Origin of the sequence: Chryseobacterium mulctrae, assembly GCF_006175945.1 — a bacterium.
Taxonomy (GTDB): domain Bacteria; phylum Bacteroidota; class Bacteroidia; order Flavobacteriales; family Weeksellaceae; genus Chryseobacterium; species Chryseobacterium mulctrae.
In genome coordinates this window covers 81,032-96,091 of the sequence record NZ_VAJL01000001.1, presented here as the reverse complement: position 1 = coordinate 96,091, position 15,060 = coordinate 81,032, and the positions used below count along the sequence as shown (strand labels likewise).

Genomic DNA, 15,060 nt, shown 5'->3' with positions numbered 1-15,060 from the left:
AGCTTTTAAAATTACAATTTTCAGACCATCGAAGGTAAAATCCTTACAATGTGGTATGTATTGTAAAATAAGGGTTTAAATAAAATATTATTCTTCTTCTTTCTTAAAACTAATGACTTCAAAAGCATCATCAGAAGAATATTTTTTACAGCTATTATCATCAAATTTTTCAGGATTTTTCAGGAAATCATCGATGAATTTTTTGCTTTCATCGGTATTCGCTGGTGAAATCACAAGATGATATTGTTTTAGTACCGATTCGTCGGCATTTTTCAGAGATTCTTTTTTATGCAATAAAGCTTCTTTATGGTTCATAAATTTATATTTTTAGAATTGTTATTGATTTTTACATTCTTAATCAAAAGATTTTTAACAATAAACATGCCCACAAATTTTCCTTTTTCCGTATTTGAATCATTTTCAGATTTTTGTATACAAAAATTGCCTACGTAATGCAGGCAATTCAAAATCATAGTAATATAATTGATTGTGGTGTGCATTGCATATATCAATTCGTATGCCATGCATAATTCGTGTGGTACCTAAACTTTAATTAAGATTAAATATGATCATATTATTGTTAATCATAATTCAATATGATTTATTCGAATTGATTTTCAGGACTTCTGAAATTCTGTAAAGTAGGTAAAGCTTTTAAAGCAATTTTCGTCGGTTTTTTCTTTTTGGTTTTTTCTGAACCGAGTAATTGGCTGACTTCAGTTTTTTCTCCTTTTATGAGATCAAATTTTGTTTCAGTCGTGGTATCTTTACCATCCCAAACGATTTTTTTTATTTGGATTAATTCAAACTTTCCGTTCTGATAAAGGAATGTATAATATTCTTTTACATCTTTTATTTCACAATAAAGAATAAGATTTCCGTTTTCAATAAGTATGCTTGGAACCTGATCACCGCCATATTTTCCATTAGGATATTGAGGATTGAAAACGTCTTTAGAAGAAAATTCTAATCTAAGCTTTCGGTTGGGTTGCAATAAAAAAATCTGTAGCTTTAAGGGTTGTTGTGCATTAACGGTATCCATGGTTAAAATGACCTTATCCTGCAATCCGTCTCTATTCAGGTCTCCCATTACTTCTCTTACACGCACGGTGAAATGTTCAGTATTACTCTGTTGTTGCGAATAAATATTTACAGAAATCAGAACTAAAAATATCAGCAATGTGTTTTTCATGGTTTAAATAAAAGTTTTTTCGAATAAAATATTTTGATATTTCTATTTATGATTCATTAGATATAAAATTCTAAATAAAAAATAATCAAGATTTTGAAGGACAAGATAAACAAAATCATGATAATAATCGAATATATTACTAAGATAAATTACTTAGTTTTCTTGGCATCATTGTTGCGAATGGGAAGGAAATATTTAATATCCATAAAATATATGTAATCCCTACTTTTTGTATGGTTACATAAATTTTATCTGATAAATCATTAAACAAATTTGTGATTTTCAAAATATTTTTAAAGAAATTTTCGAATTAATTACTGATAATACAGATTATGATAAAAATGGTTTACAAATAACTGTTTATCGAATTATTGTCAGTATTTTTGAGTCAGAAAAAAATTAACAAACAATTGATTTTACCCTAGATATGATCTTAATCGTTGATGACAATCAAAACAATCTTTTTTCATTAAAAAAATTATTAGAATCTAAAGATTTTCAGGTAGATACCGCAGATTCCGGGCCGGAAGCATTAGGAAAAGCATTGAAAAATGATTACGCTTTAATTATTTTGGATGTACAAATGCCGGAAATGGACGGGTTTGAGGTTGCCGAAACACTTGCAGGATACAGCGGAACCAAAGATATTCCTATTATTTTTTTATCGGCTGTCAATACAGAGAAAAGATTTATTACAAAAGGCTATGCTTCGGGAGGAAAAGATTATGTTACCAAACCTGTAGATCCTGAAATTTTATTGTTGAAAGTGAAAACCTTTTACAATTTTCAGGAACAGAATATTGCAATGCGAAAAACTCAGCAAAGTCTCGAGCTTGAAGTAAAAGGCAGACGCGAATCGCAGGTGACGATGAAATCGCAAATCGACCATTTTCACTTGATGCTGGAGTCTTTACCGCAAATTGCATTCACTCTAAATGAAGAAGGTGTGGTAGATTTTGCCAACGGAAAATGGTACGAATATTCTCATTCTTACACCACTTTTCCCGAAACTCACCCCGATGATTTCAGTATTACAGAAGAATTTTCCCGATGCAAAAAGAAAGGAAAAGCACTTGAATTAGAAATCAGAGTTAAAAATATAAAATCCGGAGACTTTAGATATCATCTGCTTCGTGTCACTCCGGTGGAAGAAGAAAATGTCATCAAAAAATGGGTAGGAACATTTACCGATATTGATGATCAGAAAAAAGTAGAGAAAGAGAAGGATGAATTCCTGAGTATCGCAAGTCACGAACTAAAAACTCCTTTAACAAGTATTAAAGCATACGTTCAGCTTTTAGACCGAAAATTAAAACTCGGCAAAGAAAGCGCAGAATCAGGATTCTTAGTTAAAGTTCAGGATCAGATTGACAAGCTTAATACGTTAATTTCGGACTTATTAGATGTTTCTAAAATCGAAAACGGGAAGCTCAAAATTAATAAAAAACCTACCAATCTTGATCAGTTAATACAAAATGCAATCGAAACCATTCTTCAGACCCACGATGAGAAAAAGGTGAAAATTGATCGTCACGGTTACATTCCAGATATTCTTATTCCTTTGGATGCCATTCGTATTGAGCAGGTTTTGATTAATTTTTTAACCAATGCCATCAAATATTCTCCAGAAAATCATCAGGTAATTGTTACCACATTTGTAGATGAAGAAGAACAGGAAGTAAAGGTGAGTGTTACCGATTTTGGAATTGGTATTCCGGATTTCAAGCAGGAAGCAGTGTTTCATAAGTTTTACCGTGTAGAAGAATCTTCGCTTCAGTTTCAGGGAATGGGAATTGGACTTTATATCTGTTCTGAAATTATTAAGCAACATCACGGAAATATTGGAGTTTCGAGTATTATAGACGAGGGTTCTACCTTTTATTTCACATTACCTTTAAATTAATTTTATGCCGAAAAAAATATTAAGAAATCTGCAGTTCGGTGTCGGTTTTTCATTGTTGATACTGATTGCAAGCTCAATTGCTTCATATCTGAGTATTCAGAATCAGATGAATCATCGTGAAAGTGTAGGAAAAAGCAGACGTGCAGCAACTGCCGTAAAAGATGTTTTGGTAGCGCTTTTAGATGCGGAAACCGGAAGTCGCGGTTATCAGCTTACCGGAAGAGAAAGTTTTCTGGAACCTTACAATCGTAGTTTAAATGAATATTCAAAAGCGATTGAGCTTGCAAAAAATATGGATGTTGCAGATCCAAAGCAGCAAAAACGTTTAGATCTTTTAGAACAGAATGTTGAAAAAAGCATCAATAATCTGAAGTTTTATGTTGAGAACAGACGCAAAGGTATTGTGATGACTCAAGATCAGATCTTAGAGAGCAAGATTTACATGGATAAGTGCCGTGAAGTGGTCAATGATTTTGTAAAATATGAAGAATCTCAGCTTGAAATAAAAAACAAAGACCTCAACCGTTCCTCGAATACAACGGTTTTATTTATCATATTTTCAGCACTTTCTGCAATTGTAGTAACCGTATTTTTCTATCTGAAATTAAGATCGGATCTTGTACGCAGAGAAAAACTTGAAAAAGATTTAAGAGATAAAGATGCACAAATATCGAGACGTGTAACGGCTATTCAGCAGATTGCAAACCGAGTAGCGAATGGTGATTACAGTCAAAAAGCGGTAGATAATTCTCAAGACGATTTGGGAGATTTGGTAGGTTCTCTTAATCACATGACAGAATCTTTAAAATTATCTTTTGAAACCATTAATAAAAGTGATTGGCGACAAAAAGGGTTGGCTTTATTAAACGAATCTTTAGTAGGAAACCAATCGGTAAAAGAAATATCAGAAAATTCTCTGTATCAAATCATCGATTACGGAAAATGCATTAATGGATCTTTATACGTATTTGATGAAGGAATTTTAAGGCTCAATTCAGCTTTTGGTTTAGAAAGCAATATGAAAAAAAGTTTTGAGCCAGGAGAAGGCATGATTGGTCAAACCTTCGTCAATGAAAGATATACAGTTTATAACGATCTTAAAGAAGAAGATTTTATAGTAAGCTTTTCAAGCAGCAAGCTGAAAACAAATGGATTGTTATTAATTCCTGTACTTTTCGATGGCCACAGTATTGGTGTGTTAGAATTAGCTTCACTGACTAATTTTGATGAAGACAAAATCGATTTTTTTGTAGAATGCACAAGAAACATCGGAATTGCGCTTAATGCTGCAAAAGGACGCGAAAAAGAGCAGCAGTTATTAGAAGAAACTCAGGCTCAGTCTGAGGAGTTACAAGTACAACATTCTGAATTGGAAAACCTTAATACAGAATTGGAAGCTCAAACTCAAAAATTACAGGCTTCGGAGGAAGAACTGAGAGTACAGCAGGAAGAACTGATGCAGGCAAATGCTGAACTGGAAGAACGTTCAAGATTGCTGGAAGATAAAAATCATCTGATTGCTGAACGAAATAATGAAATTCAGAAAAAGGTTGAAGAACTGGCGTTAAGCACCAAATACAAGTCTGAATTTTTAGCAAATATGTCTCATGAATTGCGTACTCCTTTGAACTCTATTCTTCTTCTTTCCCGATTAATGGCAGAAAATCCTGAAGAAAATCTCAATGAAGATCAGATAGAATCTGCAAAAGTAATTCAAAGTTCCGGAAGCAGTTTGTTGACATTGATTGACGAAATTTTAGATTTAGCTAAAATAGAATCCGGGAAAATGACTTTAGAATATCATGATGTTGAAATTTCTGAAGTTGTAAAAGATTTGAAAAGTCTCTTTAATCCAGTATTTTTAGATAAAAAACTTCAATTTAATATCAATATCGATAAAGAAGTTGAAAACGTTATCGAAACAGACCGTTTACGTGTAGATCAGGTTTTACGAAATCTTCTTTCCAATTCATTGAAATTTACAAAACATGGAAGTATTGATTTAAACATTAAAAAAGATCCTAAAAATAAAGATTTCATCATTTTCTCTGTGAAAGATACAGGAATCGGAATTCCGGAAGACAAGCAGAGAATTATCTTTGAAGCTTTCCAGCAAGCAGATGGTTCTACCCGAAGAAAGTTTGGTGGAACCGGTTTAGGATTGTCGATAAGCCGTGAAATTGCAAGATTATTGGGTGGAGAATTAAGCTTAACCAGTAAGGTAAATGAAGGAAGCGAGTTTAGTTTTAATATCCCAATTAAACCTGTTACAGAAATCGTAACTCACGAAACCGATCAGCAATTGGTAGATATTATTCGTGAAGATGTAGAAGTAATTCAGAATATTCTGGATGATGGTGAAACGGAATATTATGAAAAAATTGTTCTTGAGATTCCTGAAAGCGTTGATGACGACAGAGATAAGATCATAGAAGGAGATAAAGTAATTTTAATTATTGAAGACGATACCAATTTTGCAAAAGCATTATTGAAATACGCAAGAACCCAGGATTACAAAGGAATCGTCGTGGTAAGAGGTGATCATGCTTTAGCTGCTGCACAACAATATCATCCACAAGCGATTTTATTGGATGTACAGCTTCCTGTAAAAGACGGCTGGAAAGTGATGGATGAACTAAAATCTAATCCTGAAACCAAACATATTCCGGTGCACATGATGTCTGTACTTCATGTGAAAAAAGAAAGTCTGATGAAAGGCGCTATTGATTTCATTAATAAACCAATGGCTTTAGATCAGATGGCAGATGTTTTCAAAAAAATTGAAGAAGCGATTAGAAAATCGCCTCAGAAAGTGCTGATTGTAGAAGAAAATGCAAAACACGCGAGTGCTTTATCTTATTTCTTAAGCAACTTTAATATCTCTTTATCTATTGAGAACAACGTTGAAGATGTCGTGAAAGCATTAACTTCAAACCAAACTGATTGTGTGATCTTAGACATCGGTGATTCCCGTGGAAATGAATATCAGGTAATCGAGTCCATCAAAAGTTATGAAGGCCTCGAAAATCTGCCGATTATTATTTTTACGGAAAGAAACTTATCTCAGTCTGAAGAGCTTAAAATTAAGCAGTATGCAGATTCCATCGTAGTGAAAACGGCACATTCTTATCAAAGAATTTTAGATGAAGTCGGCTTATTTTTACATTTAGTTGAAGAAAAAAATAATTCTTTAGAAAATGTAAGAACAAAAACTTTAGGTTCATTAACGGAAGTTTTGAGTGGTAAAAAGATTCTGATTACAGATGATGATGCCCGAAATATTTTCTCTTTAACCAAATCGTTAGAAAAATATAAAGTAGAAGCGATTGTTGCAATGGACGGAAAGCACGCCTTGGAACAGATCAAGCAAAATCCTGATATCGACGTAATTTTAATGGATATGATGATGCCTGAAATGGATGGCTATGAAACCATTCAGGAAATCAGAAAAATGCCGAAATTTGCAAAACTTCCTATTATTGCCATTACAGCAAAAGCAATGATTGGAGACCGCCAGAAATGCATTGATGCAGGAGCTTCAGACTATATTTCAAAACCTGTAGATATTGATCAGCTATTGTCTTTGCTTAGAGTTTGGTTGTATGAAATTTAAACAGATAAAATTCTGATGAATAAGAAAATCTTAATAGTGGATGATGATCCGCGAAATATATTTGCCCTAAAACTGACTTTAAAAGCGAGAGGATATCAGATTGAGAGTTCTACAATGGCCTTGGAAGCTATTGATATGCTTAAAAAAGATCAGGATATTTCTGTTGTTTTGATGGATATGATGATGCCCGAAATGGATGGTTACGAAGCGATAAAAATCATCCGAAATACACCGGGAATCAGCCAGATTCCTGTTATTGCGGTTACGGCGCAGGCAATGCCCGAAGATCGTCAGAAATGTCTGGATGCAGGAGCGCAGGATTATGTTTCAAAACCGATCAATGTTGATATATTGTTAACGGCTGTCGAAAAACTTTCTTAAAAATGCTCGAACAAAGTATCATAAAAGATGAAGAAGTAGAATTTCTTATTAAAGATGTCTACGAACTGTACGGATATGATTTTTCCGGGTACAGCAGAGCTTCTTTTAAGCGGAGGGTCAACCGTATTTGCTTGATAGAAAGATTCACAAGCTTTGCAGAATTGCGTTATACCCTCATCAATGAGCCGGAATATTTGAAACGTTTTGTAGAAGAAGTAACAGTAAATGTTACAGAAATGTTCCGTGATCCTCATTTTTTTAAAGGGTTAAGGAAAAAAATTTTACCGCAGTTGGGAACTTATCCTTTGATCCGAATTTGGGTTGCAGGTTGTTCTACAGGCGAAGAAGCATATTCTATGGCAATTTTGTTGAAAGAAGCCAATCTCTATCATAAATCTTTAATCTACGGAACAGATCTGAATCCTTCGGTTTTAGAAACAGCAAGAGCGGGAGTTTTTCCTTTGCAACAAATGAAACTATATTCTGAAAATTATATGCTTTCTGGCGGAAAAAAAGATTTTTCAGATTATTATACTGCGAATTATGATAGTGTAAAATTTGATAAAAGCCTTCAAGAGAAGCTTATTTTATCGACTCACAATCTGGTTTCAGATAGTTCGTTTAACAGCTTTCAGTTGATTATCTGCAGAAACGTTCTTATTTATTTTGATCGTGGTTTGCAGGAAAGGGTTTTCAGACTTTTTGATAACAGCTTAGAAAATTTAGGCTTTTTGGCTTTAGGAGCAAAAGAGACGATTAGATTTTCTAAATTAGACAAAAATTTCCACCAGATTGACGATCAGAGAATCTGGAAAAAAATAGATCATCACTAATATTTTTAATATGCAAACTGAAGGCAAAAATACAGAATTGGTTTTGATCGGTGGATCTGCAGGAAGTCTGCAGGTTATTTTGGAAATGATTAAAAACATCAATGAGAAATTAAATTTCCCCATTATATTGGTCTTGCACAGAAAGGCACAATCAACCAATATTTTGCAGACCTTACTTCAACAATTCATTTCAACAGAAGTGGTGGAGATCGATGATAAAACGGATATTAAAAAAAATAAAATTTATATTGTTCCGGCAGATTATCATCTTTTATTTGAAAATAAAAAAACGATGTCTCTGGACAGTTCTGAGAAGATGAATTATTCGAGACCGTCAATTGATGTCACTTTTAAATCTGCCGCAGAAGTTTACGGAAAAACTTTGGTCGGGATTTTGCTTTCAGGAGCCAATGCAGACGGAGTAGAAGGTTTGTCTTATATTAAAAAAAATAACGGCAAAGTCTGGATTCAGAATCCGGAAACAGCCGAAGTAAATTATATGCCGAAGCACGCTGTAGAAGAAGTGAAATACGATCTGCTCATCACACCAGATAATCTGGCAGATTATATCAATGATTTATAAAAAAAAATAAACTAATTAAAGCTAAATAAAGAATATGAGTAAGAAGAAAATTTTGATTTTTGATGATGATAAAACCATTCTGGAAGTGATTACGATCATTTTTGAAGAAAACGGTTATCAGGTCGAAATTTCAGAAACATCTCATGATATTATCGAAAAGGTTTCAAGTTTTAAACCCGATGTAATTCTCATGGATAACTGGATTCCCAGAATTGGTGGAGTAGAGGCAACAAAGCTTTTAAAGAGTCATGAAGAATTTAAATCGATTCCGGTAATTTATGTAACGGCAAATAATGATATTGTGGCTTTGGCGAAAGAAGCTCAGGCAGATGATTACGTTGCAAAACCTTTTAATCTTGAAGATTTGGAAGATAAAGTTTCAATGTTTTTACAGGAAAAAGCTTAGAATAATTTCTCAAAAAATACAAATCCCCTTCATTTACTGAAAGGGATTTTCTTTTTATACTACATTTCTCATTTGATTCTGATCTGAATTTGGCAACTTTCGGGGTTGCTCTTCATTATTGATATCACTGATTAAAGCGGATAAAAACTCTTTAATTTCAGGTTGTGATAAAATCTTATCCGAAAAAGTGGGAGCTATAATTGTTTTCTTTGAAACGAGATTTTCTGTAAAGGTAAATTCATCTTTCAAATCAATGTGGCTGCCAAACTGCTGTTGTATGTTTAAAGCTAAATAGTATTCTATTGTATCTTTATTTTGCTCTGTAATTTCCATCTTTTAGGTGCTTTACTATTAAGTACAATAATTTCTATGCCATACAGAGTTTTTATAAATAATTAACAGTTTTTATTTCAAATCAATCTGTTATCTATTTACAAATCTACTTTACTTCAGTACGTGAAACACCTATGTCTACTGCTAAAATTGTCTGTTTATTAAAAAAGATCTGCAAATAATTTTAATATAAAAAACGGACAGTGAATTGCTCACCATCCGTTCCCAATGATAAAATAAACTACTTCTTATTTTCCACCACTGCTGTTTTTCTCAACATCGGTTTTGGTATTTTCTTTTACTTTCTGGTTTCCGAATCGCTTTACAATAGAAAACGAAGCTCCGTACCAGTCTGATCTTGTTGAATTTCTCTGGCTTCCGGTCGGACTAAATGTAGTAGAATCAAACATTGGTCTTGCAAAAATATTCATCAACTGTAAGCTGAATTCCAACTGAGTTTTCGGGAAAATCTTCGTTGCTGAAATATTATGAAAGACATTGGTCTTGTTGGCAATAGAGTTACCGTTGTTTTGATTAGAAATTTCTACCCAAGCGCTTAAATTGATGTTTTTATTAAAAAGATTAGTGTAGGTTAAATTAGTAGAACCTGCCCAATAACTTATGTAATTAGTTTCCAGTTTTAGTTCATTTCTTGTATTAAAATCACTGTTATCAATATAATTCCATCCGAAACTCATATTTACATTCAGTTTGTTTTTAAGAAGAGACTGATTGGTATTGGCGTACAGATAGTATTTGTGAACTTTGCCAACAAAATTGGCTTCCTGTTGAATAATTTTCTTGCCTTCGGGTATATAAGTTGTCCAGTAATCCTGATCTGTGAAAGTATATCTTGCAGAAAGAAAATATTTCTTTAAGAATCCGAATTTCATATAGAGTCTGTCACTTGGGTTGGGATTTAGATCCATATTTCCGCGAGAATAAAATCCATCATTGGTAGGCTGCATAAAAGGGTTGAATTCCGCATACCAAGGTCGCCAAATATTTTTATTATATGTTAAGCTTAAATCATATTTGTCTGAAAAAGAATATTTAACTAAAATATTAGGTAAAAATTTGCCATAAGAGTCGTTTCTTGATGTTCCCGCTATATCCTGACGAAATTTGTAATCGATGTATTCATAGCGTAAACCAATTCTTGTTTCTAATTTTTTGAAGAAAGTTTTAGAATAATTAGCGTAAACTGAACTGATATTATCTTCATAATGGAAAATATCTCCTGTACTTAAACCTGTCAATTGAGTTCCGTAAAGCTGATTGGGTATTACATTATTATTAAAATCAATTTTACCACCGACCTCAAAATTACCTCCGGATTTTCCTAAAGGTTGAGTATAATCAACTTTAATGTAATAATTTCTGTTTTCAACATCAGAAAGTACACCTACTTCCTGAATTTCTGTTTTATTTGAAAATACTTTATTTTGGATAAAATAACTGTCATCAGATTCTCCGGCGTAGTTTGTTCCCAAATTAACATCTAGAATTCTGTTTTTCTCTTTATCATAATATTTATAAAAAACATTAGTCCCAAAATTAGAGTTAATCGTTGATGAGCTCTGATTTTGATCATAAGAATAATTTAATAGATTATTCTCAGAGCGTGATCCATTTACTTCTGATGTATTGCTTCTTTTACCTCGGTAAGCTTCAAGAATTACTCCCACTGTATTTTTATCATTCAACTCATATTCTGAAGTTGAAGAAATAGAAGGGTTCTTCCAATTATAGATATTCTTTGTAGATCCTTCTGTCACTACATTATTCTTATAAACTGTATTCAGAAATGAATTTCTTTGTATCCACATATTATCACTGTAGCTTCCTACAAGTGTCTGGGTGAAGTTTTTCTTATGATAATTAAGGTTAAGGTTGGTGTACTGAGAATTTTGAGTATTTTGTCTGTTATTAAATGTTACACTTCCTTTCATTCCCTCATCATCACGTTTCTTCAGAACAATATTGATTACAGATCCTGTTGCCTCATATCTTGAAGACGGGCTTGTAATAACCTCAATTTTCATCAGATTATCTGCAGGCATAGTTTGCAGGTATTCTTTTAATTCTTTTCCGGTAAAAACAGATTTTCTGTCGTTGATATAAACGGTAACAGATTCTCCTTCGGCTTTTAAAGCATCATTGCTGTCAACGCTCAATAAAGGTGTCATTCTAAGAACATCCCAAGTGGTGTTCCCTGCAAGAATAGAACTATTTGCTACATTAAAAACAGTACGGTCAACCTTAGATTCTACCGTTGGTTTTCTTGCAACAAAAGTGACTTCTTCTATTTCTTTTACTTTTGATTCTATGGTGTCTTTTTCAGTTTGAGAAAAAGCTAGAGTTCCTATTAATAAAGCAACTGGTGCTAATATCTTTTTCATTAAAGGTTATATATTTAATTATAAGACACCGATAGGGGAATATTCGTTACATTTAAAATGTGTTAATTTATGTTAATGACAAATATTTGTTTTAAACTGTCTAAAAATCAGGGTAATAAAAAAGCTATTTTGAATGACCAAAATAGCTTTTCATATAAAATTTAATGTTTTTACTACAATTGATTTTAAAATAAATCTGATTTTATTGAATCACGATACTTTTTTTCCTCACGGTATGTGCTGAAAAATATCCTAAAGCACCATTGCTGATGTTACTCGGTGGGTTACTTGGTGTAACGCCGCCACCTGCGCCGCCTCCGGAAAGTTGAAGTAATGCCGAGTAAAATGTGTACACATTATTGTCGATACACTGCATTTCTACATGAATGGTATCACCTACAACCACTTTTACATCATCAGGATCTTCACCATCATCGTTTGGAAGGAGTAAGGGTCTCTGATTAGGCATTCCGTTGTTTACATTATCAGAAAACTCCGAAAAATATTGCTTAGGCATATTATTTACGGTATAGCTGAACAAATAACGGTTACCTAAAGCGACAGGATCAGTAAATACCGGTAAAATCGTATAACTGGTTTCTCCACCCACAGTAAAAGAATCCTGTTCTAAATCATCAAAAGAAACAGCTTCGGGCATTGTGCTTGTTGAAGTGTATTCTTTTCCTTCAGCCTGAATTTTCAAAGTATAGGTTCTGCCAGATTGTCCTACAAAAGAGGATGTTCTGTATCTTCCGTTTCCTACATATAATAAAGTTTCGGTTTGTCCTGTATTATCACTTAAAACAACTTGTGCATTTTCTATTGCCGGATATTGATTGGCTTGAGTAAAAGCAACCGATTTTGTAATTTTTACGTAATACAGACCAGTCTGATCGGTTACATTTCCTTCAATAACAATACTTCCGCTTTGGTCTTCCAAATCGAGATCAATTTCTTTTTCACAAGAGGTTACCAAAAAGAGAGATAATATGATTAAAAATATATTTTTCATAAATTAAATAGAAGTTAGAAATTAGATCTTAGAGATTAGTTGAACACTAAAATTTTAAATCTAAAATATATTATTAAATTACTATAAATTAAAATTTGAAATTATAAGTAATGTTCGGAACCCAACGGAACAATGAAGTCTGCATCGCTCTTGTTGTTCCCGGATTATTCGGATTGTCTTCAAAAGTAATGGTGTAAGCGTTTTGTCTTCCATAGACATTATAAATTCCAAAAGACCAAGAACCTTTAAAACGTTTGTTGGATTCTGGTTCATACGTTGCACTCAAATCCATTCTGTGATAAGCGGGCATTCTGTCTGCATTTCTGCTGCTGTACTGGAAAACGGTTTGCCCGTTCAGTTCGTATTTTCCGGTTGGGAAAGTCACTGCATTTCCTGTGCTGTAAAGGAATAATCCTGAGAAAGACCATTTCGGGTTAAGCTGATACGTTGCTACAATAGAAAGATCATGTGTTTTGTCTTGTCTTGCATCATACCATTCGTTATCGTTGATTCCTTTGATTTTTCTTTCGGTTTTAGACAAAGTATAAGAAATCCATCCGGTCAGTTTTCCGCTTTTCTTTTTGGCGATTAATTCTAAACCGTAAGCTCTACCTTTTCCAAATAACAATTCACTTTCAACATCGGCTGCAGTATCGAATGAAATTTGCGCTCCGTTTTTATAATCAATTTGATTTTGCATTGATTTGTAATAAATCTCAGCATTCAATTCATAATTATTATTGTTGAAGTTTCGACTGTAACCTGCACTGATTTGGTCTGCGATTTCAGGTTTTACGGTATAGCTGCTTCCAATCCACTGATCGGTTGGGTTTCCGCTTCCGCTGTTGCTTAATAAGTGTAAATTTTGAGTATTTCTGGAATACCCTCCTTTAATACTGCTTACTTCATTAATTCTGTAATTAGCTGTAATTCTAGGCTCAATATTTACATACGTTTTCCCGAATTTTCCTTTTTCTAAATATTCAGAATCTGTTAATACTCCATTTTCATAAGTGTTAAAAGTATCACCTCCTAAAACAGAGAACATTGCCAATCTTGCTCCGTAATTAATAGTTAGTTTTTCTGTTGCCTTAAAATCATCATTAATATAAACTGCATTTTCCCAAGAATATCTCGGATTTCTCGGAAAACTGCTTACACTCGTTCCCGAAGCGCTACTTGGTGTAATCGTATGATAAATAGATTGTAAACCAAATTTAACAGAATGCTTATTTCCTGCAAACCAAGAGAAATCCTGCTTTAAATTCCAGTCTTCAATCTCAGAATCCAATCCGAAAGTATTGTTGTTGCTGCTTAAGCTTACATTATAATTGTAGTTGCTGTAAATAAATGAAGTATTGGAAAATAATTTACTGTTGATAATACTGTTCCAGCGTAGAGTGGCTGTTGTATTTCCCCAATCTGTAGAAAAAGTATCGCCCAAACCTAAAACATCTCTTCCAAAATATCCCGATAAATATAAACGGTTATTATCATTAATTTGATAATTGGCTTTTAAATTTAAATCATAAAAATACAATTTACTGTCTTTAAAATCGTCTGTTGCTTTCAGAAAAACATCCGCATACGTTCGTCTTCCCGAAACAATGAATGAAGATTTTTCCTTTTGAATTGGTCCTTCTACACTCAAACGGCTGCTTATTAAACCAATTCCTCCGTTGACGTTGTAATCTTTGTTGTTTCCATCTTTCATTTTTACATCCAAAACAGAAGAAAGTCTACCTCCATATTGAGCCGGACTGTTTCCTTTAATAATGCTCACATCTTTCAATGCATCGCTATTAAATGTACTGAAAAACCCAAGCAAATGCGAAGCGTTATAAACTGCTGCTTCATCCAATAAAATCAAATTTTGATCTGTCGCGCCACCTCTCACAGAGAATCCGCTGCTTCCTTCACCGCTACTCTTAATTCCTGGCAAAAGCTGAATGGTTTTCATCACATCTTTTTCACCAAACAAAACTGGAAGTTTATCGATTTGTTTAATGCTTAAAGTTTCAGTTCCCATTTGTGCGGATGAAAGATTTTTATCTTTTTTAACACTAGAAATAATAACCTCGTCAATTTTAGCGGTTCTTTCTTCACCTTCCTGATCAAGTTGAAGGTTTTGCTTCATATTGTCTTCAACATTAATAATTTGCTGAAAATCTTTAAATCCAGGATTGGAAACCACTAAAGTATAAGAACCTTTAGGAAGCGAAAGTGAGTAAAACCCGTATTCGTTGGCTGCGACTGAAATAGTAGGATCTTCGGCAACTTTTACGACAACTCCGAGGAGCAATTCGCCATTCTTTTTATCTTTTACTGTTCCGCTTACCGAGTACTTTTGCTGGGCAAAAACGACCGAACTAAAGCAGACCGCAGCAATTGTAGTTGCAGTT

12 protein-coding genes are annotated in these 15,060 nt (G+C 33.4%); 6 read left to right on the top strand and 6 right to left on the bottom strand.

The genetic code is table 11. The annotated features are described in order from the left end of the window. Nucleotides 1-87: 87 nt before the first annotated feature. Together FDY99_RS00420 and FDY99_RS00415 are read right to left on the bottom strand one after the other, a co-directional pair. Nucleotides 88-315 (bottom strand): hypothetical protein, encoded by a 228-nt coding sequence (locus tag FDY99_RS00420; protein WP_102979513.1) that lies wholly within the window; start codon nt 313-315, stop codon nt 88-90. Between the two features lie 286 nt (nt 316-601). After that, nucleotides 602-1,192: a hypothetical protein gene (locus tag FDY99_RS00415; RefSeq protein WP_139418630.1), complete on the bottom strand. Its 591-nt coding sequence runs from the start codon at nt 1,190-1,192 to the stop codon at nt 602-604. A 427-nt stretch (nt 1,193-1,619) separates the two neighbouring features. Here FDY99_RS00415 and FDY99_RS00410 point away from each other — a divergent pair, with 427 nt between their 5' ends. From FDY99_RS00410 to FDY99_RS00385, 6 genes are read left to right on the top strand one after another with little or no spacing between them, the layout of a single operon-like run. Continuing rightward, the gene (locus FDY99_RS00410; protein ID WP_139418629.1) at nt 1,620-3,095 is read left to right on the top strand and encodes a hybrid sensor histidine kinase/response regulator; all 1,476 of its coding nucleotides are present in this window, start codon (nt 1,620-1,622) and stop codon (nt 3,093-3,095) included. A 4-nt stretch (nt 3,096-3,099) separates the two neighbouring features. Continuing rightward, nucleotides 3,100-6,708: a response regulator gene (locus FDY99_RS00405; RefSeq protein ID WP_139418628.1), complete on the top strand. Its 3,609-nt coding sequence runs from the start codon at nt 3,100-3,102 to the stop codon at nt 6,706-6,708. 15 nt (nt 6,709-6,723) lie between these two features. After that, nucleotides 6,724-7,089: a response regulator gene (locus FDY99_RS00400; RefSeq protein WP_185148712.1), complete on the top strand. Its 366-nt coding sequence runs from the start codon at nt 6,724-6,726 to the stop codon at nt 7,087-7,089. 2 nt (nt 7,090-7,091) lie between these two features. Then, a complete protein-coding gene (locus tag FDY99_RS00395; RefSeq protein ID WP_139418626.1) occupies nt 7,092-7,922 on the top strand; it encodes a CheR family methyltransferase in 831 nt (276 codons plus the stop codon). A gap of 10 nt (nt 7,923-7,932) precedes the next feature. Beyond that, nucleotides 7,933-8,505: a chemotaxis protein CheB gene (locus tag FDY99_RS00390; RefSeq protein ID WP_139418625.1), complete on the top strand. Its 573-nt coding sequence runs from the start codon at nt 7,933-7,935 to the stop codon at nt 8,503-8,505. A gap of 34 nt (nt 8,506-8,539) precedes the next feature. Then, entirely contained in the window at nt 8,540-8,911 is a 372-nt protein-coding gene (locus tag FDY99_RS00385) for a response regulator (RefSeq protein WP_139418624.1), read from the top strand. Between the two features lie 54 nt (nt 8,912-8,965). On the opposite strand, the gene FDY99_RS00380 is transcribed toward FDY99_RS00385, so the two are convergent. The 4 genes from FDY99_RS00380 to FDY99_RS00365 form a co-directional block, all read right to left on the bottom strand. Next, nucleotides 8,966-9,244, bottom strand: coding sequence for a hypothetical protein (locus FDY99_RS00380; RefSeq protein ID WP_102979507.1), 279 nt, complete (start codon nt 9,242-9,244; stop codon nt 8,966-8,968). A gap of 248 nt (nt 9,245-9,492) precedes the next feature. Next, nucleotides 9,493-11,646 carry an outer membrane beta-barrel protein gene (locus FDY99_RS00375; RefSeq protein WP_139418623.1) on the bottom strand — a complete coding sequence of 718 codons (2,154 nt, stop codon included), beginning with the start codon at nt 11,644-11,646 and terminating at the stop codon, nt 9,493-9,495. Nucleotides 11,647-11,848: 202 nt separating this feature from the next. Further along, nucleotides 11,849-12,658, bottom strand: coding sequence for a DUF4249 domain-containing protein (locus tag FDY99_RS00370; protein ID WP_139418622.1), 810 nt, complete (start codon nt 12,656-12,658; stop codon nt 11,849-11,851). 88 nt (nt 12,659-12,746) lie between these two features. Further along, nucleotides 12,747-15,047, bottom strand: a complete 2,301-nt coding sequence (locus FDY99_RS00365; RefSeq protein ID WP_139418621.1) for a TonB-dependent receptor — start codon at nt 15,045-15,047, stop codon at nt 12,747-12,749. Nucleotides 15,048-15,060 lie beyond the last annotated feature (13 nt).

Excerpts from the sequence above, each read along its gene's own strand:
- FDY99_RS00420 (WP_102979513.1), bottom strand. The coding sequence starts at position 315 with ATGAACCATAAAGAAGCTTTATTGCATAAAAAAGAATCTCTGAAAAAT.
- FDY99_RS00415 (WP_139418630.1), bottom strand. The coding sequence starts at position 1,192 with ATGAAAAACACATTGCTGATATTTTTAGTTCTGATTTCTGTAAATATT.
- FDY99_RS00410 (WP_139418629.1), top strand. The coding sequence starts at position 1,620 with ATGATCTTAATCGTTGATGACAATCAAAACAATCTTTTTTCATTAAAA.
- FDY99_RS00405 (WP_139418628.1), top strand. The coding sequence starts at position 3,100 with ATGCCGAAAAAAATATTAAGAAATCTGCAGTTCGGTGTCGGTTTTTCA.
- FDY99_RS00400 (WP_185148712.1), top strand. The coding sequence starts at position 6,724 with ATGAATAAGAAAATCTTAATAGTGGATGATGATCCGCGAAATATATTT.
- FDY99_RS00395 (WP_139418626.1), top strand. The coding sequence starts at position 7,092 with ATGCTCGAACAAAGTATCATAAAAGATGAAGAAGTAGAATTTCTTATT.
- FDY99_RS00390 (WP_139418625.1), top strand. The coding sequence starts at position 7,933 with ATGCAAACTGAAGGCAAAAATACAGAATTGGTTTTGATCGGTGGATCT.
- FDY99_RS00385 (WP_139418624.1), top strand. The coding sequence starts at position 8,540 with ATGAGTAAGAAGAAAATTTTGATTTTTGATGATGATAAAACCATTCTG.
- FDY99_RS00380 (WP_102979507.1), bottom strand. The coding sequence starts at position 9,244 with ATGGAAATTACAGAGCAAAATAAAGATACAATAGAATACTATTTAGCT.
- FDY99_RS00375 (WP_139418623.1), bottom strand. The coding sequence starts at position 11,646 with ATGAAAAAGATATTAGCACCAGTTGCTTTATTAATAGGAACTCTAGCT.
- FDY99_RS00370 (WP_139418622.1), bottom strand. The coding sequence starts at position 12,658 with ATGAAAAATATATTTTTAATCATATTATCTCTCTTTTTGGTAACCTCT.